This is a genomic window from Pseudonocardia sediminis (assembly GCF_004217185.1).
GTDB classification, from domain to species: domain Bacteria; phylum Actinomycetota; class Actinomycetes; order Mycobacteriales; family Pseudonocardiaceae; genus Pseudonocardia; species Pseudonocardia sediminis.
The window spans coordinates 6,454,434-6,476,286 of the sequence record NZ_SHKL01000001.1; the positions used below are offsets into that span (position 1 = coordinate 6,454,434).

At 74.1% G+C, this 21,853-nt stretch carries 19 protein-coding genes; 10 read left to right on the forward strand and 9 right to left on the reverse strand.

Features of this window, described 5'->3' with window-relative positions:
* Nucleotides 1-91 precede the first annotated feature (91 nt).
* The 3 genes from EV383_RS30235 to EV383_RS30245 form a co-directional block, all read right to left on the reverse strand.
* The gene (locus EV383_RS30235; RefSeq protein ID WP_130293539.1) at nt 92-1,918 is read right to left on the reverse strand and encodes a phosphoenolpyruvate carboxykinase (GTP); all 1,827 of its coding nucleotides are present in this window, start codon (nt 1,916-1,918) and stop codon (nt 92-94) included.
* 384 nt (nt 1,919-2,302) lie between these two features.
* Nucleotides 2,303-2,599, reverse strand: coding sequence for a hypothetical protein (locus EV383_RS30240; protein WP_130293541.1), 297 nt, complete (start codon nt 2,597-2,599; stop codon nt 2,303-2,305).
* A gap of 381 nt (nt 2,600-2,980) precedes the next feature.
* Nucleotides 2,981-4,714 (reverse strand): MFS transporter, encoded by a 1,734-nt coding sequence (locus EV383_RS30245; RefSeq protein WP_130293543.1) that lies wholly within the window; start codon nt 4,712-4,714, stop codon nt 2,981-2,983.
* Nucleotides 4,715-4,860: 146 nt separating this feature from the next.
* Here EV383_RS30245 and EV383_RS30250 point away from each other — a divergent pair, with 146 nt between their 5' ends.
* Both EV383_RS30250 and EV383_RS30255 read left to right on the forward strand, forming a co-directional pair.
* Nucleotides 4,861-5,397, forward strand: a complete 537-nt coding sequence (locus EV383_RS30250; protein ID WP_130293545.1) for a TetR/AcrR family transcriptional regulator — start codon at nt 4,861-4,863, stop codon at nt 5,395-5,397.
* Between the two features lie 101 nt (nt 5,398-5,498).
* Nucleotides 5,499-5,957, forward strand: a complete 459-nt coding sequence (locus tag EV383_RS30255) for a hypothetical protein (RefSeq protein ID WP_130293547.1) — start codon at nt 5,499-5,501, stop codon at nt 5,955-5,957.
* 24 nt (nt 5,958-5,981) lie between these two features.
* Here EV383_RS30255 and EV383_RS30260 read toward each other — a convergent pair whose 3' ends face one another.
* From EV383_RS30260 to EV383_RS30270, 3 genes are read right to left on the reverse strand one after another with little or no spacing between them, the layout of a single operon-like run.
* Nucleotides 5,982-6,275, reverse strand: a complete 294-nt coding sequence (locus tag EV383_RS30260; protein ID WP_130293549.1) for a hypothetical protein — start codon at nt 6,273-6,275, stop codon at nt 5,982-5,984.
* The gene (locus EV383_RS30265) at nt 6,262-7,149 is read right to left on the reverse strand and encodes a hypothetical protein (RefSeq protein WP_130293551.1); all 888 of its coding nucleotides are present in this window, start codon (nt 7,147-7,149) and stop codon (nt 6,262-6,264) included. Before EV383_RS30265 ends, EV383_RS30260 begins: the two co-directional genes overlap by 14 nt.
* Nucleotides 7,146-9,116 (reverse strand): DUF2339 domain-containing protein, encoded by a 1,971-nt coding sequence (locus EV383_RS30270; protein ID WP_165438551.1) that lies wholly within the window; start codon nt 9,114-9,116, stop codon nt 7,146-7,148. Before EV383_RS30270 ends, EV383_RS30265 begins: the two co-directional genes overlap by 4 nt.
* 351 nt (nt 9,117-9,467) lie before the next feature.
* On the opposite strand from EV383_RS30270, the gene EV383_RS30275 reads away from it, so the two are divergent.
* The 4 genes from EV383_RS30275 to EV383_RS30290 all read left to right on the forward strand — a co-directional run bounded on the left by EV383_RS30275 (nt 9,468) and on the right by EV383_RS30290 (nt 13,564).
* On the forward strand, nt 9,468-10,292 hold the full coding sequence (locus EV383_RS30275; RefSeq protein ID WP_242623378.1) for a glycosyltransferase family 2 protein: 825 nt from the start codon (nt 9,468-9,470) through the stop codon (nt 10,290-10,292).
* 67 nt (nt 10,293-10,359) lie between these two features.
* Nucleotides 10,360-11,415: a glycosyltransferase family 2 protein gene (locus EV383_RS30280; RefSeq protein ID WP_207223714.1), complete on the forward strand. Its 1,056-nt coding sequence runs from the start codon at nt 10,360-10,362 to the stop codon at nt 11,413-11,415.
* Between the two features lie 76 nt (nt 11,416-11,491).
* Complete coding sequence (gene trmB / locus EV383_RS30285) at nt 11,492-12,226, forward strand: tRNA (guanosine(46)-N7)-methyltransferase TrmB (protein WP_242623537.1); 735 nt, start codon at nt 11,492-11,494, stop codon at nt 12,224-12,226.
* A 177-nt stretch (nt 12,227-12,403) separates the two neighbouring features.
* Entirely contained in the window at nt 12,404-13,564 is a 1,161-nt protein-coding gene (locus EV383_RS30290) for a nitric oxide synthase oxygenase (RefSeq protein ID WP_130293555.1), read from the forward strand.
* A 32-nt stretch (nt 13,565-13,596) separates the two neighbouring features.
* Here the strand turns inward: EV383_RS30290 and paaI are convergent, their stop codons facing one another.
* Nucleotides 13,597-14,037, reverse strand: coding sequence for a hydroxyphenylacetyl-CoA thioesterase PaaI (paaI, locus tag EV383_RS30295; RefSeq protein WP_242623379.1), 441 nt, complete (start codon nt 14,035-14,037; stop codon nt 13,597-13,599).
* A 65-nt stretch (nt 14,038-14,102) separates the two neighbouring features.
* Between paaI and EV383_RS30300 the strand changes: the two genes are divergently transcribed.
* Both EV383_RS30300 and EV383_RS30305 read left to right on the forward strand, forming a co-directional pair.
* Complete coding sequence (locus EV383_RS30300) at nt 14,103-14,774, forward strand: NYN domain-containing protein (protein ID WP_130293558.1); 672 nt, start codon at nt 14,103-14,105, stop codon at nt 14,772-14,774.
* Entirely contained in the window at nt 14,771-16,132 is a 1,362-nt protein-coding gene (locus tag EV383_RS30305; protein ID WP_242623380.1) for an amidohydrolase family protein, read from the forward strand. Before EV383_RS30300 ends, EV383_RS30305 begins: the two co-directional genes overlap by 4 nt.
* A gap of 70 nt (nt 16,133-16,202) precedes the next feature.
* Here the strand turns inward: EV383_RS30305 and EV383_RS32810 are convergent, their stop codons facing one another.
* Together EV383_RS32810 and EV383_RS30315 are read right to left on the reverse strand one after the other, a co-directional pair.
* Nucleotides 16,203-17,444 (reverse strand): D-arabinono-1,4-lactone oxidase, encoded by a 1,242-nt coding sequence (locus EV383_RS32810; protein WP_130293560.1) that lies wholly within the window; start codon nt 17,442-17,444, stop codon nt 16,203-16,205.
* 529 nt (nt 17,445-17,973) lie between these two features.
* Entirely contained in the window at nt 17,974-18,396 is a 423-nt protein-coding gene (locus tag EV383_RS30315) for a hypothetical protein (RefSeq protein ID WP_130293562.1), read from the reverse strand.
* A 521-nt stretch (nt 18,397-18,917) separates the two neighbouring features.
* On the opposite strand from EV383_RS30315, the gene EV383_RS30320 reads away from it, so the two are divergent.
* On the forward strand, nt 18,918-20,240 hold the full coding sequence (locus EV383_RS30320) for an AI-2E family transporter (RefSeq protein ID WP_130293564.1): 1,323 nt from the start codon (nt 18,918-18,920) through the stop codon (nt 20,238-20,240).
* On the forward strand, nt 20,228-21,832 hold the full coding sequence (locus tag EV383_RS30325; protein WP_130293566.1) for an SDR family oxidoreductase: 1,605 nt from the start codon (nt 20,228-20,230) through the stop codon (nt 21,830-21,832). The genes EV383_RS30320 and EV383_RS30325 overlap by 13 nt, the downstream gene beginning before the upstream one ends.
* Nucleotides 21,833-21,853: the final 21 nt, after the last annotated feature.

A 21,853-nucleotide genomic window follows, 5' to 3' on the forward strand; every position in this document is an offset into this window, starting at 1 on the left:
GACGGGTTGCGGTCCGGACACGGCACCGGCCCGCCACCCACGTGGGGTGACGGGCCGGTGATCGGGACCGGTGTCGTCCGGCCCGCTCGTGCTAGGCGCCCAGGCGCTGCTTCAGGGCCTCGAACTCGTCGCGGATCGAGGACGGGAGGTTGTCCTCGCCGATCTTGGCGAACCACTCCTCGATCAGCGGGATCTCGGCCTTCCACTCGTCGACGTCGACGTTCAGCGCCGCGGCGATGTCGTCGGCGTTCGCGTCGAGGCCCTCGAGGTCCATCTGGTCGGGGGTGGGCACGTAGCCGATCGCGGTGTCGACGGCGGCGGCCTTGCCCTCCATCCGCTCGATGCACCACTTGAGGACGCGGCTGTTCTCGCCGAAGCCGGGCCACAGCATCTGGCCGTCGTCGCCCTTGCGGAACCAGTTGACGTAGAAGATCTTCGGCAGCTTGTCCGCGTCGGCGCCCTTGCCCACGTTCACCCAGTGCGCGAAGTAGTCGCCGACGTTGTAGCCGAGGAACGGCAGCATCGCCATCGGGTCGCGGCGGACCTGGCCGAGCCCGCCGGTGGCGGCGGCGGTCTTCTCCGAGGACATGGTGGCGCCCATGAACGTGCCGTGCTGCCAGCTGCGGGCCTCGGTGACCAGCGGGACCGTCGTCTTGCGGCGGCCGCCGAACAGGATCGCCGAGATCGGCACGCCGTTCGGGTCCTGCCACTCGGGGGCCACGACCGGGCACTGGTCGATCGGCACCGTGTAGCGCGAGTTCGGGTGCGCGGCGTCGATCCCGGCGTCCGGCGTCCAGTCCTCGCCCTTCCAGGACGTCAGGTGCTGCGGGTCGCCCTCGAGGCCCTCCCACCAGACGTCGCCGTCGTCGGTGAGCGCGACGTTGGTGAACAGGGCGTTGCCCTTGTCGATGGTGCGCATCGCGTTCGGGTTGGTGTTCCAGTTCGTGCCCGGCGCGACGCCGAAGAAGCCGAACTCGGGGTTGACGGCGTAGAGCCGGCCGTCGGAGCCGAAGCGCATCCAGGCGATGTCGTCGCCGACGGTCTCGGCACGCCAGCCCGGGATGGTCGGCTGCAGCATCGCCAGGTTCGTCTTGCCGCAGGCCGACGGGAACGCGGCCGCGACGTAGTAGGCCTTCTCCTCCGGGCTGATCAGCTTGAGGATCAGCATGTGCTCGGCGAGCCAGCCCTCGTCGTGGGCGATCGCCGAGGCGATCCGCAGCGCGTAGCACTTCTTGCCGAGCAGGGCGTTGCCGCCGTAGCCGGAGCCGTAGCTCCAGATCTCGCGGGTCTCCGGGAAGTGGCTGATGTACTTGTTCTCGTTGTGCGGCCACGCGACGTCGGCCTGGCCCGGCTCGAGCGGGGCGCCGATCGAGTGCAGTGCCTTCACCCAGCGGTCGCCGGCCTTGTCCAGCAGCGGCAGCACGTGCGAGCCCATCCGGGTCATGATCTTCATCGAGATCACGACGTACTCGGAGTCGGTGATCTCGACGCCCAGCATCGGGTCCTCGGCGTCGGTCGGGCCCATGCAGAACGGGACGACGTAGAGCGTCCGGCCGCGCATGCTGCCGCGGTAGAGCTCGGTCATCGTCTGCTTCATCTCGGCCGGGGCGACCCAGTTGTTGGTCGGCCCGGCACCACGCTCGGTCTCGGTGCAGATGAACGTGCGCTCCTCGACGCGGGCGACGTCACCGGCGTCGGACGCGGCGTAGAACGAGTTGGGCTTCTTCGACGGGTCGAGCCGGGTGATCGTGCCGGCTTCGACGAGCTGGTCGGTGAGCCGCGTCCACTCCTCGTCGGACCCGTCGCACCACACGACGCGGTCCGGGGTGGCCAGCTCAGCGATCTCCTGCACCCAGGACACCACGCCCTGGTTGGTGGTCGGCGTGTGGTCGGTCCCCGGAACGGTCGCTGCAGTCATGTCGTCCTGTCTCCTCGCCGGCCCCGGCCCGCCTCCGGGAATGATTCGTCGACCCGCATCGCAATGCGGGAAGTGACGGGAAAGATGGGAGCCGAGGTTACCGGCGGAATCCGGCTCGTCCCACCGGGCTGGTTGTCAATTCACTCACAACACCGATCATGTAAATCGATTCAGAAGGGTGCCGGAGGACGCCGGTGACGAGCCTGAAACGCCAGCGCAACCCCAGGTCGGCGCAGGAGTGGTGAACAGCACCCGGCATTCGCGGCACCGGATGTCGAATAAAGGACCCGGACGGCGGGACGACGCCGTCGTGCAACGGAAGAATACTTATCGACGGCTTTGGAAAACGCTATTCGGGCTCGCAAAGACGTAAGCCCGATCGGGTCACCGTGCGGCGACGGCCCGGGGTCGTGCGAGCTCCGGGAGCATGATCGGCAGCCGGTGGGCGGTGACCTGCCAGTAGCGGCTCTCGGGGTCGGCCGCGCGCCAGGCGTCGGCGAGGCGGGAGGCGTTGTCGGAGTCGACGGCGCGCCGCGGGCGGGCCCGCATGCCGCACCGGTCGCGGATCTCCCGGTCCAGTGCGGACCAGGCGTCGTCGGCCGTGGTGTGCACCGTCACCGACGGCGAGTCGGCGTCCTCGCCGATCACCAGCGTGTACGCGCTGACCATCTCGTGGGGCACGTCTGCTCCTGACACCTCTGCCGGGGATGCGGGCCCTGTCGGGCAGGGGATCCGCAGCGGACGCCGACAGTGAACTACACGGGCGACCCCCGTCCGTGCCGATCGCGCCCGGACGCGCCGCCGCGTCGCCGGACGCGCACCGTCCGGCAGCCGGACGGTCGCCCACCGAGATCACGCTCAGGTGACGACATCTCACGGTGAGCGACCAACGGCGCCTCCCCGTCGCCGGGCCGCGCCACCCTCCCCTTGGACGAGAGCTCCGCTCGTGCGAGCCGGGTGGACGAGAGCTCCGCTCGCGCAGCCGGGGTGGGGTGGTGAGGCGCCGCCGGCTGCGACGAGCGTGACGGTCGTTGCGTCTTCCGCCACGACCGTCACGCTCGTTCAGTCGGAGCGGGTGCGGGACCCGGCGGCGACGGTGATCCGGTCGTCGGGGTCGTGGGGGGTCCCACGCTCCTCCGGCCGGACGCCACGACCGTCACGCTCGTCCGGTCGGAGGGCCGGACGACCGTGGCGTTCGTCCTGTGGGGCGGAACGAGCGTCACGCTCGTCGCGCGCCCGGGACGGGACCGCGACCGGTGGCGGGGTCGAGGAACGGTGGGCACGGCGCAGGCCGAGGCCGGCGAGGAGAAGGACCGTGGCCAGCACGACCGCACCCGTCCCGGCGGCGACGTCCACCCCGAGGGAGAACGCGTCGCGGGCCGAGGCCAGCAGGGCCGCGCCCGACTCGGCGGGAAGGCCGGACGCGGCGTCGACCGCACCGCCGAGGGTCTCCCGGGCGTCGGACGGCGCACCGTCCGGTACGGCGACCGCCGTCCGGTAGACCGCGCTCAGCACCCCGCCGAGCACCGCCGTCCCGAACACCGCGCCGATCTCGTAGGCGGTCTCGGACACCGCGGACGCGGCACCGGCCCGCTCCGGCGGGGCCGCGGCGAGGATCGCGTCGTTGGTGACCGTCTCCGACAGCCCGATCCCGGTCCCGATCAGCACCGCGGCGGCGACCAGCAGCACCACCGCCGAGTCCACCCGCAGCCACAGGCAGGCGACGTAGCCGGCCAGCACGAGCGTCAGACCGATCGCGACCAGGACGTGCAGCGGCACCCGCCGGGCCAGCCGTGCGGCACCGAGCCCGGCCAGCACGGTCGCGACGAACCCCGGCAGGAGCAGCAACCCGGCCTGCAGCGGAGAGCGGCCGAGCACGAGCTGCAGGTACTGCGCGGAGAAGAACAGCAGACCGGTCAGGCCGAACATCGTCGTCGCGTTGGCCAGCGCGCTGTAGCGCAGCACCGGAGCGGCGAACAGGTCGATGTCGATCAGCGGACGGCGTCCGGCGCGGACCTGCGCACGGGCACGGGCGACGAACGCCCATCCCGCGGCGAGACCGGCCAGCAGCGACAGCCCGGCCGCCGGCGTCACACCGTCGGAGCCGATCAGCTTCACCGCCAGCACCAGCGGCACCATCGTGAGCAGCGACAACAGCGCGCCGACGAGGTCGAGCCGGTCGGCCGCGGCCTCACGGGACTCCGGCAGCAGCGCCCGTCCCGCGACGAGCAGCAGCACCATCACCGGCACGTTCACCACGAACACCGAGCCCCACCAGAAGTGCTCCAGCAGCACCCCGCCGACGATCGGGCCGAGCGCGGCTCCGGCCGCGAAGCCGGTGGCCCACACAGCCAGCGCGGTCCGCCGACGGGCGCGGTCGGTGAACACCGAGCGCAGCAGCGCCAGCGTCGAGGGCATCAGCATCGCGCCGAAGAACCCGAGCAGCGCCCGGGCCGCGACGAGCTGGGCGGCGTCGGTGGCGTAGGCCGCGGCGAGCGAGACCACTCCGAAGCCGGCCACGCCGACCAGCAGCAGCCGACGGCGGCCGATCCGGTCGCCCAGGGTCCCCATCGTGACCAGCAGCCCGGCCAGCACCAGCGGGTAGACGTCGACGACCCAGAGCAGCGTCGTCGCGTCGGGACGCAGCGCGGTGCTGATCGCCGGCAGGGCGACGCCGAGCACCGTGTTGTCGATCGAGACGAGCAACGTGGGCAGGGTCAGGACGGCCAGCGCGAGCCAGGCGCGCAGGCCGGTCGGCGCCGGACGCACCGGCGTACGGGGGTGCAACAGGGACATCGGGTGTTCTCTCGCGTTCGCAACGGGATCTTGACGGTTATGTACCGTCCAGCCGGTACTTTTCATACCGTCCAGACGGTACAGTCAACAGCGCGTCAACGGCCACGCTTCCCCGGGGTGAGAGCGACCACCCCTAGACTTCCTCCATGGCCGGTGCCCGCGACCGCGTCCTCGACGCGTACGAGTCGCTCCTGCTCGAGCAGGGGCCCTCCGGCGCGACCCTGGACGCGGTGGCCACAGCGGCCGAGGTGTCCAAGGGCGGGCTGCTCTACCACTTCGGGTCCAAGGACGCGCTGGCCGGCGGCCTGCTGGAACGCCTGCGCGAGCGCAGCGAGCGCGACGCCGAGCTGATGCGCTCCGACCCGGACGGGCCGGTGGCCTACTACCTGCAGACGTCGGTGCCGGGCGCGGTCTCACCGGCCGGCCTGACCCGCACCTACCTCGCGACGCTGCGCATCGCCGACGCCAGCGGGACCGCCGCGCGCGAGGTGCTCGCCCGGGTGGACGCCGACGGGCTCGCCGCCCTGCGCGAGGAGATCACCGACCCGGTGCTGGCGTGGCTGGTGCAGCTCGTCGGCGACGGGCTCTACCTGCGCACCCTCACCGGCGCCCCGCTGACCGGGGACGTCTCGGTGGAGGAGCTACGGGCCAAGCTCCGCTCCCTGCTCACCGCCGCGGCCTGACACGTTCGGTCCTGACGGGACGAAACGCCCGTTCGCAGGGCGGCAGCGCCCGATCACACCCGGTAGGGTCCGCGACGTCGGCAAACAGGGGAGGCAGCCGCGTGGTCGGTACGGGCGGATACATCGCTCTGATCATCGTCGGGATCGTGATCACCGTCGGTGTCGGACAGATCCTCTACCGCAGCGGTGAGCCGTTCCTGGAGGAGGTCTTCCAGAACAAGGACACCGCGCGCTCGCTGAACCGTCTCCTGGTCCTGCTGTTCCACCTGCTCACGCTCGGCGTGCTGGCGATGATCTCGATCGTCGACATCCCGAGCGGCACGTCGGGACTGCAGGCGATCGTGTTCAAGACCGGCGTGGTCCTGCTGATCGTCGGCATCGCCTACGGCGTCTCGATGCTGGTGCTGCTGCGCGTCCGGGAGCGCCGGCGCCAGGCCGCGCTGTCCGACGCGATCGACCAGAGCCTCGCCGAGCAGCGCCAGGGCCGTGCCCCCGGACGGATCCGGCGCGGCGGCAGCGGCCCCGGAGAGGGTCAGGCCCAGTCCCCGTCGGGGGAGTGACCGTCCTCCACCGCTGACCGGTCGTCAGCGCCCGAGCGCGGCGTCGACCAGGTCGCCGAGGGCGTCCCACCACGGGTCGTCGTCGGCCGGTGGGTCCGGCCGTGGCTCGCCGAGACGGACCTCCTGGTCGGCCAGCATGTCGCCGTCCAGGTCGGTGAACAGGGTGAACGCGTCACCGGACGCGACGACGACGGTGTCCGGCGTGCCGTCGCCGTCCGCGTCGACGTCGAGGGCACCGACCGGCACCCGTCCGGGCAGCCCGCCCACGTCGACGGGTCCGGCTTCGGGCGGCCAGCCGGTCCAGTCAGCGAAGCGCACCGCGCACCTCCGCGATCTCGGCGTCGAGCAGGGCGCGCCGGTCGGCGACCGCCCGGTCGAGCGCGGCACCGACGCCCCGTTCCACCTCGATCAGCCGGCGGGCCAGCTCACGCTCGGCCTCGACACCGGCGGCCGCCACCGCCCGCGCGGTCTCCGCCCGCCGGCGCGCACGGGCCGTGGAGGCGGACCGCGTGGACGCCAGGGTTCCGAGCAGGAGCAGGACCCCGGCGACGGTCAGGGCGGTCGACCAGCCGAGACCGCCGGCGGCGAGCACCGGGAGTCCGGCCAGACCGGTGAGCAGGCGTGGGTCCGACCATGGTCCGGACCCCGGTTCCTGGACCGCATCCCGTCGGCCGTGTGCGGGCCAGGCCTCCGCGAGCGTCGGCGTCACGGTGTCGAGCCGGCGCGCCCCGGGGTCGGGACCGGACGCGTCGGCGCCGGGCAGCGGCATCGGCGTGGCGCCGGGGCAGACGCGGGCGGCGACCCGCCGGACGGCCGGGCCCACGGTGGCGTCGACGCGCTCCGCGGCCCGGCGCCGGACCTCGTCCAGCTCGGCATCGAGCCACGGCGACGCCTCGGCGCGGTCGGAGGCGCGGGTGCAGGCCCGGTCGTCGGCCCGGCGGGTGAGGTCGTCGAGGTCCGCGGCGAGGCCGGCGGAGCAGGTCAGCCGGGCCAGGCCGAGCGCTGCACGCAGGTCGGCGTGGTGCCCTCCGGCGAGACCACGACGGGTCGCGACGAGCTCGCGGAGCCGCGCCGACGCCGCCTCCCGCACCAGGTCCGGCGCGGCGATCTCCGGCGCGGTGATCTCCGAGGGTGACGAGCGGTGGACCGCGGAAGGAGCGGGATCGACCGGCAGGGCAGCGGGCGCGCTCACGACGCGGATCCCGTCGCCACGGTCCCGGCACGCTCGGCACCGTCGCCGGTCACCCGGTCCTCGGAGGCCCCGTCCCCGGCAGGCTCGCCGGTGATCCGAGCGGTCCCGGAGCCGCTCCCGTCGTCGAGGACGGAGTCGGGATCGCCAGCGGGGTCGCCGTCGGGGTCGCCATCGGGGTCGAGAGCCGCGGCCCGGGCGGCGGCCACGCGGTTCGCGTACCGCCCGCCCACCGCGAGAAGCAGCAGACCGGCGCCGATGAACGCCGCGACCCGACCGAGACCGTCGAGGGCCGGCAGGTCGAACAGGACCAGCTTGCCGAGAGCGGCGGCGATGAGCACGAAGCCGGCCCCGCCCGCCGACGGCCGGGCCACACCCCGGGCGAGCACGACCAGCCCCAGCACCGTGATCCCCACCGTGACCAGGACGTGCCCGGTCAGGAACCCGGCCGCGCCGGGCAGCACGAGCTGCGTCCCGGCGACGACCAGCCACGACGCCCCGTAGAGCCCGACGACCGCCGCGGGCAGCCACGCCGCCACCGGACGGCCGTCCGCGCCGACGAGTCCCGCCCGGCGCACCGCGACGAGCGCCCCGGCCGCGACCAGGACCAGCAGCGCGGCCCCGGCCGGAGCCGCACCGAGCCCGCCGGAGAGCGCGGCGGAGGGAAGGGGGCCGGCCAGTGCGGACGGGTCGGCCAGCGTCGCGAGGCACAGCAGGACCCCGGGCACCGCGAAGGCCGTCCCGGCCGTCAGGACGGTGCGCATCCGCAGCACGCCCGCGACCGTCACCAGCGCCAGGGCCTCGACGAGCAGGGCCAGGGTGAGCGACCCGCCGTCGAGCAGAAGCGCCGTCGCCGTCATCACCAGCACCGCCGCGGCGGCCGCTGCGGCGAGTCGGATCCCCCGGTAGAGCACCCGCGCGGCGGCCAGGGCGAGCCCGGCCGCACCGGCGACCGCGGCTCCGGGCGTCCCGCCGAGGACGGCCGCGGAGACGAGCAGCGGCAGCGGCGCCAGGAGCAGGGTCAGGACGGGCGGCGCGGGCGGAGGACGCAGCGCCGCGAGCGCGGCGACGGCCGTTCCGAGAGCCAATGCCACCGCCGCCACCGCGACGACCGCCACGTCGTCGGCCGGGTTCGACGAGATCAGCGCGACGACGGCCGCGAGCAGGCCGTGCACGGCCGTGGACAGGGCGGCGACCGGGTTCAGCACCGCCCACTCCTCCCGGTCGGTCCGGCGCAGCGCCGTGACGCCGACGGCCGCCTGCAGCACCAGCGCGAGGCCCAGTCCGAGTGCGCCCGGACCGTCCCCGACGACCGGCAACGCGATCTCGGCGGCGACCAGCACCCCGAGCGCGAGCGGCAGGCTCCGCCACCTCCCGGCGAGCGCGATCCCGCCCGCGGCCGCCAGCAGGCAGCCGGCGAGCCCGGCCGTCACCGGCAGCAGTGCGTAGAGCGCGGTCGCCGCGGCCAGGCTGCAGAACAGCGCCAGGACCCCGGTCCCGGCCAGCGCGGCCGACGCCGTTCCCAGAGCCGACCGGCGGGCCACCCGGGTGCCGGCGCCCACCAGCGCCGCCCCGAGCACCACCCCGCAGGCCACCCGGACGAGCGGGGAGAGCCAGCCCGCCGTCGCCGCGAGGGCCAGCAGCATCACCACGCCGCCGACCGTCACGACCGCCCCGGCCCAGACCGGAAGCCGGGACCAGTCCGAGATCAGGGGAGGACGGGTGCCGGACAGCGCGGTCCGGACCGGGCCGGTCATCGGCTCCGAGCGGGCCACCAGCCCGCCCAGGACGCTCGGGTCCGGGACCGTCCGCGGCTGCGGGAGCCCCGAGACGGCGCGCCGGTAGACCCGGCGGTGACCGGGCTCACGCAGACCGGTCACGGTCTCGAGCGCCGCGATCCGGTCGTCGAGATCGGAGATCCGGGCACGGAGCCCGGTGATCACGTCGGGGTCATCGGTGCAGGTCGTCATGGGGGGAGTGTCGCCACGACCGGCCCAGTAGCGGATGCGTAGGACTACGGCACGGAACGGACGAGCGTGATCGAACCGAGATGAATCACCGGAGCGGAGCAACCCCCGTGGGGCCCGGGCGTCTCTACGTATGGGTCCGCACAAGACTTCGACACGAAAACCGCAACCAGACCGTGACTCCGTCGTTGGATCATCAGAGCGGACCTGTATGGAGGAAGTGTGAGCGCTGTAACGCCCGCCCGCCCGGCCGTCACGCCTGACTCGAACGCGCCTGTGCGTCCGAGTCAGCCGACCGGCACCGGTGTGGCACAGACGCCCTTCCCGGGCACGTCCGCACATCGGACGACCCCCTTGACGGAGGCGGAGGCCCCCGAGGGCTTCCGTCGCCCCCGGCCGCGCCCGGCACCCCGGCGCACCCCGAACCCCGCCGTCTCGGTGATCGTGCCGACGCGCAACGAGGCTCGGAACCTGGAGATCGTGCTCCCCGCGATCGCCGCGGTCCGCCCCGCGGTGCACGAGGTGATCGTGGTGGACGGCAACTCCACCGACAACACCGTCGCCGCCGCGCGTCGCACCCTGCCGTGGGCCCGGGTCATCACCCAGACCCGCAAGGGCAAGGGCAACGCCATGGCCTGCGGGTTCACCGCGGCCACCGGTGACGTCATCGTCATGTTCGACGCCGACGGCTCGGCCGACCCGGGCGAGATCCCGGCGTTCGTGTCCGCGCTGGTCGCCGGCGCCGACTTCGCCAAGGGCAGCCGGTTCCGCAAGGGCGGCGGCAGCGACGACATCACGCTGTTGCGCAAGACCGGCAACGCCGGTCTCAACGGGGTCGCGAACCGCCTCTTCGGCACCGCCTACACCGACCTCTGCTACGGGTACAACGCCTTCTGGGCCGACCTCGTCCCGCAGCTGGAGCTCCCGGACCCGGCGATCCCGCAGCCCGAGGACGGCTCGATGATCTGGGGCGACGGGTTCGAGATCGAGACGGTGCTCAACTGCCGTGTCGCCGCCGCCGGCCTGAAGATCACCGAGGTGCCGTCGGTCGAGCGCGAGCGCATGTTCGGCGAGACCAACCTGCGGACCTTCGCGGACGGCACCCGCGTGCTGCGTACGCTGGCCGCAGAGCACCGGCGTGCCGAGCGCCGTCGTAAGGGCTCCGGCTACGCGCGCTAGCGATCGGCCCTGCCGGTCGCGGGCTCCCGGGGCCGGAGACATCCGTGCACCGAGGAGTGAGTAGTCCGTGAACGCTGTGCCCCCCGGCGTCCGAGGCCCGAACGGTTCCGCGGGAGACCGCGGGACCACGCTCACGTCGAGCGTCGTGGTCTGCGTCTACACCGAGAAGCGGTGGGACGACATCGTCGACGCCGTGAGGTCGGTGGCCGCGCAGGACGTGGCGGCCACCGAGACGATCGTCGTCGTCGACCACAACGACGCGCTGCTCGTCCGGGCCGGCCACGAGTTCGCGCCGCACGGGGTCCGGGTGATCCCGAACCGCTTCAAGCAGGGCCTGTCCGGGGCCCGCAACACCGCCGTCGCCGAGGCGACCGGTGAGATCGTCGTCTTTCTCGACGACGACGCGTCGGCCCGCCCCGGCTGGCTGCGCGCCCTGCTCGCGCCCTACGCCGACCCGTCGGTGATCGGGGTCGGCGGTGTGGCGCACCCGCGCTGGCCCACCCGGCGTCCCTCGACGCTGCCGGGTGCCGCGCCGCGTGACCCGAACGCCACCGGCGAGCTGGACTGGGTGGTCGGCTGCACCTACACCGGTCAGCCCACCGAGCGGTCCGAGGTCCGCAACCTGATGGGCTGCAACATGTCCCTGCGCGCCGAGGTGTTCAAGCGCGTCGGCGGCTTCGCCGAGGACATGGGCCGGATCGGGAAGAACCCGCTGGGCTGCGAGGAGACCGAGCTCTGCATCCGCGCCCGGCAGGCCTACACCGCCGACGGCCGCACCCCGAAGATCATCTTCGAGCCGCGCGCCGCGGTCGACCACCGGGTCAGCGAGGACCGCGTCGAGTGGGCCTACCTGCTGCGCCGCGGTTGGGCCGAGGGCCTGTCCAAGGCCGCCGTGTCCAAGGTCGTCGGCACCGGGGACTCGCTGTCCACCGAGAGCAGCTACACGCTCAAGGTCCTCCCCGGCGGCGTCGTGCGCGAGCTGCGGGACAAGAACCCGGCCTCGGCCGCCGCGATCGCGGCCTGCTTCGCCGTCACCGCGGCCGGCTACGTCCGGGGACGCCTGCCCGGCGCCACCGCCCACGTGCGGCTCCCGGCCGCCGGCAGCCCGCGCAGCGGTGCCTGAGACGTCCAGCCCCGCGGTGCCCGAGACGGCCGGTCGTCCCGACGACCGGCGGGACCCGCGCGAGCCGGGCTCCCGGATCCGCAGCTTCGTCCACCAGCGCAACCGCCTGACCGAGGGTCAGCAGAACGCCTGGGACCGCTGGTGGCCCGGCCTCGGCCGGGACGTCGACGACGTCGTCGCGGGTGCCGTCGACAGCGGCACGCCGTGGGACCCGCACGCCTGGTTCGGCCGCGACGCCCCCGTCCTGCTGGAGATCGGCTCCGGGATGGGCGAGACGACCGCGGCGCTGGCCGTCGCCGAGCCGGAGATCGACCACGTCGCCGTCGAGGTGTTCGAACCCGGTCTGGCGCAACTGCTCATGCGCGTCACCGACGCGGAGCTGAGCAACCAGAGACTGCTCCGCGGGGACGCCGTGGACCTTCTCGAGCACGCCGTCGCGCCGGCGTCGCTCGACGGCATCCGGGTGTATTTCCCGGACCCGTGGCCCAAGCGGCGTCACCACAAGCGCCGGCTCGTTCAGCCCGCGTTCGCGGCCCTGGCCGCGTCCCGGATCCGGCCCGGCGGGACCCTGCACCTGGCCACCGACTGGTCCGACTACGCCGAGGGCATGCGTGCCGTCTGCGCAGCTCAGCCCGCTCTCGAGCTCCGCGACGAGAGCGCGCCGGGCAGTGGCTGGTCGCGCCGTCCGGACTGGCGTCCGATGACCAAGTTCGAGGCCCGCGCCGTGGAGGAGGGCCGCCCCGTCCGCGATCTGCTGTACACGATCGTGCAGCTCAGGGCCACCGGTGACTTACGGAGCGTGACCGGGTAAGAAGTACTCTGGCCCGCCTCGGACCCCCGCCGAGTGACCCCGAAGGACACATCTGTGACGACGGTGGAGAACGCACCGCCCAGCACCGTGGACGGCCAGGTGACTCTCACGTCCCGGCCGACGCGGTGCCCGGTCGTGAACCCCGCACGCCCGAGTCCCGGACCACGGCGTCCGGTGATGCCGGCGCGCTCGCAGCCCGCGGCGGCCCCGCCCCAGGAGCAGCAGCCGGCACCGGCCGAGGTCGAGCCGGGTGCGGTGGACCCCGCCCGGGCCGAGGAGTTCCTGCACCAGGTCTACGCCGAGACGACCCCGGCGATCCCGTTCCCGGCGCGGCTCCGCCAGGTGCGCACCGAGATCGAGCGCACCGGGATCTACAGCCACACCACCCACGAGCTGACGTTCGGGGCGCGGGTGGCGTGGCGGAACTCCGCGCGCTGCATCGGGCGGCTGTACTGGAAGTCGCTGCAGGTCCGCGACCTGCGCCACCTGCACGACCCGGCCGACGTCGCGCAGGAGAGCGTCGGGCACCTGCGCGCGGCCACCCGGGACGGGCGGATCCGCTCGACGATCACCGTCTTCGCCCCGGACGGCCCGGGCCGCCCCGGCCCGCGGATCCACAACGACCAGCTGATCCGCTACGCCGGCCACACGAACGACGACGGCACCGTCACCGGTGACCCGGGCCAGGTCGCGTTCACCGACCACGTCGTCTCCCTGGGCTGGCCCCGGCCGGAGCCGCGCGGACGGTTCGACGTGCTCCCGCTGCTGGTCACCGGCGGCGACGGCCGGTCGCGCCTGTTCGACGTCCCGCCGGACGCCGTGCAGGAGGTCCCGCTGAGCCACCCGGACCTCGACTGGTTCGCCGGCATGGGTCTGAAGTGGCACGCGGTGCCCGCGATCAGCAACATGCCGCTGGAGATCGGCGGCGTCGTCTACCCGGCCGCGCCGTTCAACGGCTGGTACCTCGACACCGAGATCGGCGCCCGCAACCTCGCCGACCGCGACCGCTACGACCTGCTCCCGGAGATCGCGGAGCGGATGGGCCTCGACACCCGCTCGGTGCGCACGATGTGGCGCGACCGCGCGGCGATCGAGCTGGTCCGGGCCGTCACGCACTCCTACGACGAGGCCGGCGTGACGATGGCCGACCACCACACCGAGTCCGAGCGCTTCCTGACCCACGTGGCGCGGGAGAACGAGGCCGGTCGCAAGTGCCCGGCGGACTGGAGCTGGATCGTCCCGCCGGTCTCCGGCGGGCTGACCCCGGTCTTCCACCGCTACTACGACGAGCCGGACGACGACCTGCGCCCGGCGTTCCTGCCGCCGCACGGCATCTGAGCGCCGCGGCGCACGCCGTCCCCTCGGGCGGCTCAGACGCGGGGCGGGGCGGCCAGGCCCGGGACCTGACGGGTGCGGCCGCGGAACTCCGCGACGACCGTCCCGTCGGCGGTGCGCACGGTGACGTCGTAGAGCCCGGAGCGCCCGGCCAGCGCGCGCTCGGTCGCGGTCGCGGTGAGCTCGTCACCGAGCGAGCCGGGGCGCAGGAACGCGATGTCCGCGCCGGAGGCGACGGTCGAGGTGCCGTAGCTGTTGCAGGCGTGCGCCATCGCCGTGTCGGCCAGCAGGAACAGCACCCCGCCGTGGCAGACGCCGTGCCCGTTGACCTGGTGCTCGGCGACGGTCAGGGTCGCCGTCGCGTGGCCGGGCCCGATCGCGGCGACGGCGATCCCGGCCGAGCGTGCCGCCGCGTCCGCGGCCACCATCGCGGCCGAGGACTCCTCGGCCACCTGCTGCGCATCCGTCGTGCTCATGGGCGTCAGTCTCGCCGACGCCCACCGCGGGGCGGGCACCGCAGGTACGGCGATAAGGTCGGGGCATGACGAGCGGGGCGCCCATGGTCGGCACGGACACCCGTGCGGGTGGCTCCGCCACCGGCACCCAGCCCGGGCCGCCGCCGCGCGTCCTGCTGGTCTGGGACGCCCCCAACATGGACATGAGCCTCGGCTCGCTCCTCGGCGCCCGCCCGACGTCGGCCTACCGGCCGCGCTTCGACGCCGTCGGCCGCTGGCTGCTCGACCTGGCCGGCCCCGATGCCGAGGCCGAGGCGTGCGTGTTCACCAACGTCGCCCCGGGCAGCGTCGAGACCGTCCGGCCGTGGGTGGAGGCGCTGCGCAACGTCGGCTTCGCCGTGTTCGCCAAGCCGAAGACCCACGACGACTCCGACGTCGACGACGACATGCTCGCCCACATCGGGCTGCGCGCGTCCGAGGGCCGGCTGCGGCACCTGGTCGTCGCCTCCGGTGACGGGCGGGCGTTCCGGGAGCCGCTGGAGAAGCTCAACGACGACGGCACCGACGTCACGGTGATCGGTTTCCGGGAGTACGCCGGGTTCGCGCAGGCCTCCGAGGTCATCTCGTTCCTCGATCTCGAGGACATCGACGGCGTGTTCCGCGAGCCGCTGCCGCGGGTCACCCTGGACGCCCTGCCCGACGAGGGTGCCTGGCTGCCGCCGTTTCGCTCGCTGCGGTCGTTGCTGGACCGCCGGTGAGCACACCGGTGCCCCCGGCCGTGGCACCCACCGTCCAGCGCCTGACCGCCCCGGTCGCGCTGAGCTGCGCGCCGGGTTTCCCGATCGTGCGCGACGCGGTGCTCGACGTCGACACGACCGGCCGGATCGCGTTCTTCGGCCGCGCCGTCGACGCCCCGCCCTCCGACGCGACCGTGCGGCCGCTGCCCGGCCTGCTGATGCCCGGCATGGTCAACACCCACTGCCACACCCCGATGTCGGTGCTGCGCGGGATGGGTGGCGACCTGCCGCTGATGCCGTGGCTGACCGGCGTGATGTGGCCGGCCGAGGCGCTGCTGACCGAACAGGACGCGTACGCCGGGATGCTGGCCGGCTGCCTGGACCTGCTGCGCACCGGCTGCACCACCAGCGTCGAGATGTACTTCTTCACCGACGCGATCGCCGACGCGGTGCGTGCCGCGGGGTCCCGCGCCGTGCTCACCCCGGGGATCATCGCCGCGCCCGGCTGGGACCGTCTGGGCACCTGGGAGCAGATGCGCGACGACGTCTCGGCCCGGATCGACGCCCACGGCCTCGTCCCGGACGCCGACGGGCGGATCGAGTTCGGCTACGGCCCGCACTCGGCGTACACGCTGCCCGCCGAGGCACTGGCCTCGGTCGGTGAGCACGCCCGGGCCCGCGGCGCACTGCTGCACACCCACGTCGCGGAGTCGCTCGGCGAGGACGCGCACCTGCGCGACGCGCACGGCTCCGTCCCGGCGCTGCTGGAGCAGACCGGGACGCTCGGCGGCCGTGTACTGGCCGCGCACTCGGTGCACCTGTCCGACGCCGACGTGGACGTCTTCACCCGGCACGCGGTCGCCGTCGCGCACTGCCCGGGCTCGAACTCCAAGCTCGCCGCCGGCACCGCCCGTCTGCTGGACCTGCGCCGCGCCGGCGTCCGGGTCGGCCTGGGCACCGACGGCCCGGCGTCCTGCGACGACATGGACATGTGGCAGCAGGCCCGCCTGGCCGGGCTGCTGGCCCGCGTCGGCGCCGACGACGCCGCCGCGCTGACCGCCGCCGACGTCCTGCTGCTGGCCACCGCCGACGCCGCGCACGCGATCGGGCGCGACGACCTGGGCGTGCTGGAGGCGGGCCGCTGGGCCGACGTCGTGCACGTCGACACCGACGACATCGCGTTCGTCGCCCCGGACGACGACGCCCAGCTGGTCTCGAACCTGGTCTGGGCGGGCGGGTCGCGGCTGGTCCGCGACGTGTGGGTGTCCGGGGAGCAGGTCGTGGAGGACGGGGAGCCGACCCGCTCGGACCGCCGCGCCGCCGTCTCCGGCGTCCGCGCCGTGTCGACCCGCCTGCGCGCCGCCCTGGCCGCCGCCTGAGTTTCCAGCGAGCGGCACGCTCGTCGCACAGGTTCCGACGGGAGTGCCGGTCGTCGGAACCGGTCCGGGGTCAGGGGCCGAGGATGCGCTCCAGGTTGGGGTCGGTGAACCGGCGGTCCGGGTCGTACTCGTCGCGCACCCGCTGGAACTCCGCCCATCCCGGGTAGGCGACGGCGAGCTCGTCGGGGCCCCACTCGTGCCGCGACGTCCAGGACGGGCGCCCGGACGCGTCCTCCAGAACCGCGCCGGCCAGGCGCCGCAACGGCTCCTGGGAGGCGCGGGTGCGGATCCGCAGCCAGGCGGTGTCCCGTCCCTGTGCCGGGTGCAGCAGGCCCGTCTCCGCGGCTCCGAGCCGTACCCGGACCGGTCGCTGCAGTTCCATCCCGCGCGCGGTCGCCGCCGCGCCGAGCTCGCGCAGCGCACTGCCCAGCGCCTCGGCCGGGATCGCCCACTCCGCGGTGTCGGGGTCCCACGGCTGCGGGTCCGGCAGCACCTCGTAGGGACGGCCCTCGGTGCCCGGCGTCCACCGCGCCGGCGGCGGCCAGGAGGCCCACGGCGGGTTCGACGCCAGCCGCGACACCGCGCGTCCCCACGCCTCGGCGCGCACCGCGGCCCGGGTCGTCACCGTCCCCGGTGCGGCCGGGACGGGGACGCGGTCCGGATCCACCGGGTCGGCCCAGCGGGCGATCACCTGACCCGACGGCACGGCGACGTCGAGCTCGGTCCAGCCGTGGGCGCGCAGCACGTCCTCGGCGAGCACCGCGTCGAGGCGCCCGGCCTGCTCGTGCACCTGCATGCGCTCGAGCTCCACCGTCCGCAGCTCCACCGCCGTGAGCACGCCGAGGGCACCCAGCCCGCAGCGCACCGCGTCCAGCTCGGGGCCGGAGACCCGGCGGACCACGCCCCGGCCGTCGACCAGCCGGGCGGCGACGACCTGCGCCGAGAGCGACCCCTCGCCCGGCGCCCCGCCGTAGACGCCCATCCCGACCGCGCCCCCGACCGTCAGGCCCGGGGCGTCCGGGACGACGGCGAGGCTGCGGCCGGACGCGGCGAGCTCGGCGAACAGCGCGGCGAGCCGTTCCCCGGCGCGCACCAGCACCCGGTCGGCCGAGACGGCGACGACGCCGGTCAGCGCGGAGCAGTCCAGGAGCAGGTCACTGGTGCGGACGAGCGCTCCCGGGACACGTGCCGAGGCCCCGGTCGGGCGGACCGTCGCCCCCCGCTCGCCGGCCCGCCGCACGGCGGTGACCACACCGGCCTCGTCCAGCGGACGATCGGTCCGGCGGGGACCGTCCGTCGCGTTCGTACTCACCCGACGGAGCTTAGGACTCCGCGACGCCGTCCGTGGCCCGCGCCGCGGCCGGTCGGCGCAGACGTTCGGGTCACTGGGCCGATCGTGCCGGTGATCGTGACCGGGCGTCGGTGAAACGGTCCGCGGGAACCCTTGTGGCCGTCCCGGTGCCCCACTACGGTCACTGTCCGTGGTGATCTTGTCGCCACCGCGTGGCCGGGGTCGACGACGACCCGCCGGCCGCACCGGGACCTCTGCGACCGAACCGCGCTCCCCACGGTTCGAGGCGGACTCCCGGGCGTCCGGCGCGCCCTGTGGGCGTGCCGGGCACGAACGCGCGAAGGCCGGTACCCGTGACGGCTCCTCTTCCGTCCCGGGCACCGGCCCTCGCCTTGCGTGCTGACGGCCCTGCTCCCCAGCCGGCCGTCCGCATCCCACGGGCCGAAGCACCCGTGGAACGTTCTCGTGGTGGGTCGGTACCGACCTGCGGCGGTACGTCCCCGTGCGGTCCGGCGGCCCCCGCCGTCGTCCCGCGTCCTGCTCCGGCCGATCAGGCCGGGGTCGAGAGGCGGTGCCGTCCGGCGCCGCCGAGCAGCTCCGCGATGGCCCGCCGGTCGGCCGCTCGCTCCGCGTCACGTCGACGGCGAGTGGTGGCCTGAGCCGGGACCGGTGCGTGGAGCGGGTCCGAGTGGAAGGCGGCGAGATCGTCCGCGGTGCGGCTCACGGTCGGTCGGTGCACCGACCGCACCGCGCGCCCGGCCCGTCCGGCCCCGGCCCTCTGACGACTGCGCCAGCCGCCCACGGTCAGCGAGTGGAAAATGGGGGTCTCCTCCGCGATCTCCTGGTGCATCTCGTGCTTGCCGGGGAAGGGCCAGGAGTCGGGCCCGGAGGCCGCGAGGGCCGCGCGCCGCCGGCTGACCGCTGCGTACAGATCCTTGTCCTCGTGCTCGTACACCCGCCGTACCTCCTGCATCCCGTTCTCCCGCTTCGAACGTGTGCCTCGTGCGGATCGCCTGTACGTCGTATCTGGCGTACCGCCGTTCGGCCCACTGACTCCAACAACGGGTGACACTCGGCGGTGGAAACGGCTTCGGTTCGACCGTTACAGCGATCCGGCCATGTCCCCTCGTACGGGTGGCGTGACGGTCCGGGACACCCCCTCGGGGCTCGCTGACAGTACTCAGCGTGACCCTGAATGGAGCAGTGAGTAACCAACGCCCGGCCGGCCCGGACCGCCGGAGGTCGCGCGACGGCTCGTCCGGCACCGTTTCGGCACCCTCGACGACGATCTCTCCTGCGGATCTCACACTCCGGCTCCATCGGCGACCCGATCAGGTCACCGGAGCGGCACCCGGGCGTCCATCACACGGGTGTGGTTCGACGAAGCGTGACCGACGGCCGTCCGCACTGCTCCGTGCCGGGCACGGGCTCCGCCGTCCGCACCGCCTCCGCGGGACACGGTCCGGTGAGCCGGGAACGGACTACCGTGCGCCCATGCCCGACGACACCGGCCCGCCTCCCGGCCCCGCACCGTCCGGCCCCGCACCGTCCGGCCCCGCACCGTCCGGCCCCACCCCGTCGCTCGGAGTTCCCGCCCCTCGCCGTCCGGCCGTCCCGACGCCGTTGCGGGTCGCCTCGGAGGTCTGCGCGCGGCTGCTGGTGCTCGCGTTCGGTCTCGCCGTGCTCGTGTTCCTGGTGATCCAGCTACGGGTGGTCGTCATCCCGGTCGCGATCGCCGTCCTGCTCGCGGCGCTGCTCGCCCCGCTCGTGCACTGGCTGACCGCGCACCGCGTCCCGCGCGGCCCGGCCACGGTGATCGTCCTGGTGGGCGGGCTGGCCCTGCTCGGCGCGCTGATGACGTTCGTGGTGAACACCCTGGTCAGTGGCTTCTCCGGGTTGGCCGGCCAGTTGGGCACCGCCGTGGAGTCGATGCAGCGCCTGCTCACCGCATCGCCGTTCAACCTGCAACTGGAGAGCCTGCAGGACCTCCCCGCCCAGCTCGGCCGGACCCTGCAGGCCAACCAGCAGGCCTTCACCTCCGGAGCGCTGAGCACGGCGGCGACGGTGACCGAGGTGCTCGCCGGGTTCGCGCTCGCGCTGTTCAGCCTGATCTTCCTGCTCTACGACGGACGGCGGATCTGGGGCTTCGTGCAGAAGCTCGCACCGGCCGCGCGGCGGGCCCGGGTCGACGTGGCCGGCCGGCGGGCGTTCGCCTCGCTCGTCGGCTACACCCGCGCGACGGTGCTGGTGGCGATCGTCGACGCGACCGGCATCGGGATCGGACTGTGGATCGTCGGGGTGCCGCTGGCGTTCCCGCTGGCCGCACTGGTGTTCCTGGGCGCGTTCGTGCCGACCGTCGGTGCCGTCGTCACCGGTTTCATCGCGGTGCTGATCGCGCTGGTCGCGAACGGCATCGTCCCGGCGCTGATCGTCCTGGCCATCGTGATCGGCGTGCAGCAGCTCGAGGGCCACGTGCTGCAGCCGCTGCTGCTGGGCCGCGCGGTGGCGCTGCACCCCCTGGCCGTGACTCTCGCCGTCGCCGCGGGGGTGGTCGTCGCCGGGATCGCCGGGGCGCTGCTGGCGGTGCCGCTGCTGGCCGTGCTGACGTCGGCGGTGCGGTCGCTGGCCGCGGCACACGAGCCGGACGCGTCCGAGGTGGACGCTCTCGACCCGGCCCAGGGTCATCCGCCGGAGGTCCCGGTACCGGCGGTGGCCCCGGGGTCGTCCACGGAGCCACTCACAGGGTCGGCGGCGGCACCGGCGGCACCGGGCGCCGGGTCCGGCGACAGGGGACAATCGGACGCGTGCGATACCTGATCACGGGCGCGACCGGATACATCGGCGGACGACTGGCCCCGCGCCTGCTCGGACGGGAGCCGGGGCAGACCACCCCGGCCGACACCGACGCCACGGTCCGCTGCCTGGTGCGCAACCCGGACAAGCTGCGCGACGTCCCGTGGGCCGAGCACGCCGAGATCGTGCAGGGCGACCTGCTCGACGCCGACAGCGTGCGCCGGGCGTGCGCCGGCGTCGACGTCGTCTACTTCCTGGTGCACTCGCTGTCGGAGTCCGGCTTCGCCGCCACCGACCGCCGGGCCGCGCTGATCCTGGCCGAGGCCGCCCGCGAGGCCGGGGTGAAGCGGATCGTCTACCTGGGCGGGCTGCACCCCGACGCCGAACCCGCCGACCTGTCCGAGCACCTCGCGTCGCGGGTCGAGGTGGGGGAGACGCTGCTGCGCAGCGGCGTGCCGACGATCGTGCTGCAGGCCGCGGTGATCCTCGGCTCCGGGTCGGCGAGCTTCGAGATGCTGCGCTACCTGACCGAGCGGCTCCCACTGATGGTGACGCCGAGCTGGGTGCACAACCGGGTGCAGCCGATCGCGGTGCGCGACGTGCTGCGCTACCTGATCGACGTCGCCGCGCTGCCCGGCGAGATCAACCGGACGTTCGACATCGGCGGCCCGGACGTGCTGACCTACCTGGAGATGATGCAGCGTTACGCGACGGTGGCGGAGCTGCCGCGACGCCGCATCGTGCCGGTCCCGATCCTGTCCCCGCGGCTGTCCGCGCACTGGATCAACATCGTCACCCCGGTGCCGAAGTCGATCGCGAAGCCGCTGATCGAGTCGCTGGTGCACGAGGTGGTGTGCTCCGAGAACGACATCGCGTCGCTGGTCCCGGACCCGCCGGAGGGCCGGATCGGCTACGACCGCGCCGTCGCGCTGGCCCTGTCCAAGATCACCTCCGGTGACGTGGAGACCCGCTGGTCCGGTGCGACGTCGGCCGACGTGCCGTCCGACCCGCTGCCGAGCGACCCGCAGTGGACCGGCGGCAGCGTCTACCTCGACGAGCGCGAGCAGGAGACCACGGCGGCGCCGGCCGAGCTGTGGACGGTCATCAAGGGGATCGGCGGGGAACGCGGCTGGTACTCGTTCCCGCTGGCCTGGTCGGTGCGCGGGTGGATGGACCGGCTCGCCGCGGGCCCCGGGCTCAGCCGTGGCCGTCGCGACCCCGACAACCTGCACACCGGCGACGCCCTGGACTGGTGGCGCGTGGAGGCGATCACCGAGCCGGGCACGAACGCGACGACGCCTCCCGGGGAGACCGACCGAATGCTGCGCCTGCGGGCGGAGATGAAGGTGCCCGGCAAGGCGTGGCTGGAGATGTCGGTCGAGCCGCGCCCGGGCGGGTCCACCTTCCACCAGCGGGCCGTGTTCATCCCGCACGGCCTGCCGGGCTACCTGTACTGGTGGTCGGTGGCGCCGTTCCACGGGATCGTGTTCGGCGGGATGGTCCGCAACATCACCCGCACCGCGGAGCGGGCGCGCGCCGGTGGTCCGGTCCCGGAGCCGCAGAGCCGCCGCCCGTCCTGGATGCGGTCGAAGCGATCGGACCGCACGGCCGCCTGAGCCGCACGGTGACGCCGCCCG

Bases quoted from the DNA above. Each gene is read 5' to 3' on its own strand.
- EV383_RS30235 (WP_130293539.1), bottom strand. From the start codon at position 1,918: ATGACTGCAGCGACCGTTCCGGGGACCGACCACACGCCGACCACCAAC.
- EV383_RS30245 (WP_130293543.1), bottom strand. From the start codon at position 4,714: ATGTCCCTGTTGCACCCCCGTACGCCGGTGCGTCCGGCGCCGACCGGC.
- EV383_RS30250 (WP_130293545.1), top strand. From the start codon at position 4,861: ATGGCCGGTGCCCGCGACCGCGTCCTCGACGCGTACGAGTCGCTCCTG.
- EV383_RS30270 (WP_165438551.1), bottom strand. From the start codon at position 9,116: ATGACGACCTGCACCGATGACCCCGACGTGATCACCGGGCTCCGTGCC.
- EV383_RS30290 (WP_130293555.1), top strand. From the start codon at position 12,404: ATGCCGGCGCGCTCGCAGCCCGCGGCGGCCCCGCCCCAGGAGCAGCAG.
- paaI (WP_242623379.1), bottom strand. From the start codon at position 14,037: ATGAGCACGACGGATGCGCAGCAGGTGGCCGAGGAGTCCTCGGCCGCG.
- EV383_RS30300 (WP_130293558.1), top strand. From the start codon at position 14,103: ATGACGAGCGGGGCGCCCATGGTCGGCACGGACACCCGTGCGGGTGGC.
- EV383_RS30315 (WP_130293562.1), bottom strand. From the start codon at position 18,396: ATGCAGGAGGTACGGCGGGTGTACGAGCACGAGGACAAGGATCTGTAC.
- EV383_RS30320 (WP_130293564.1), top strand. From the start codon at position 18,918: ATGCCCGACGACACCGGCCCGCCTCCCGGCCCCGCACCGTCCGGCCCC.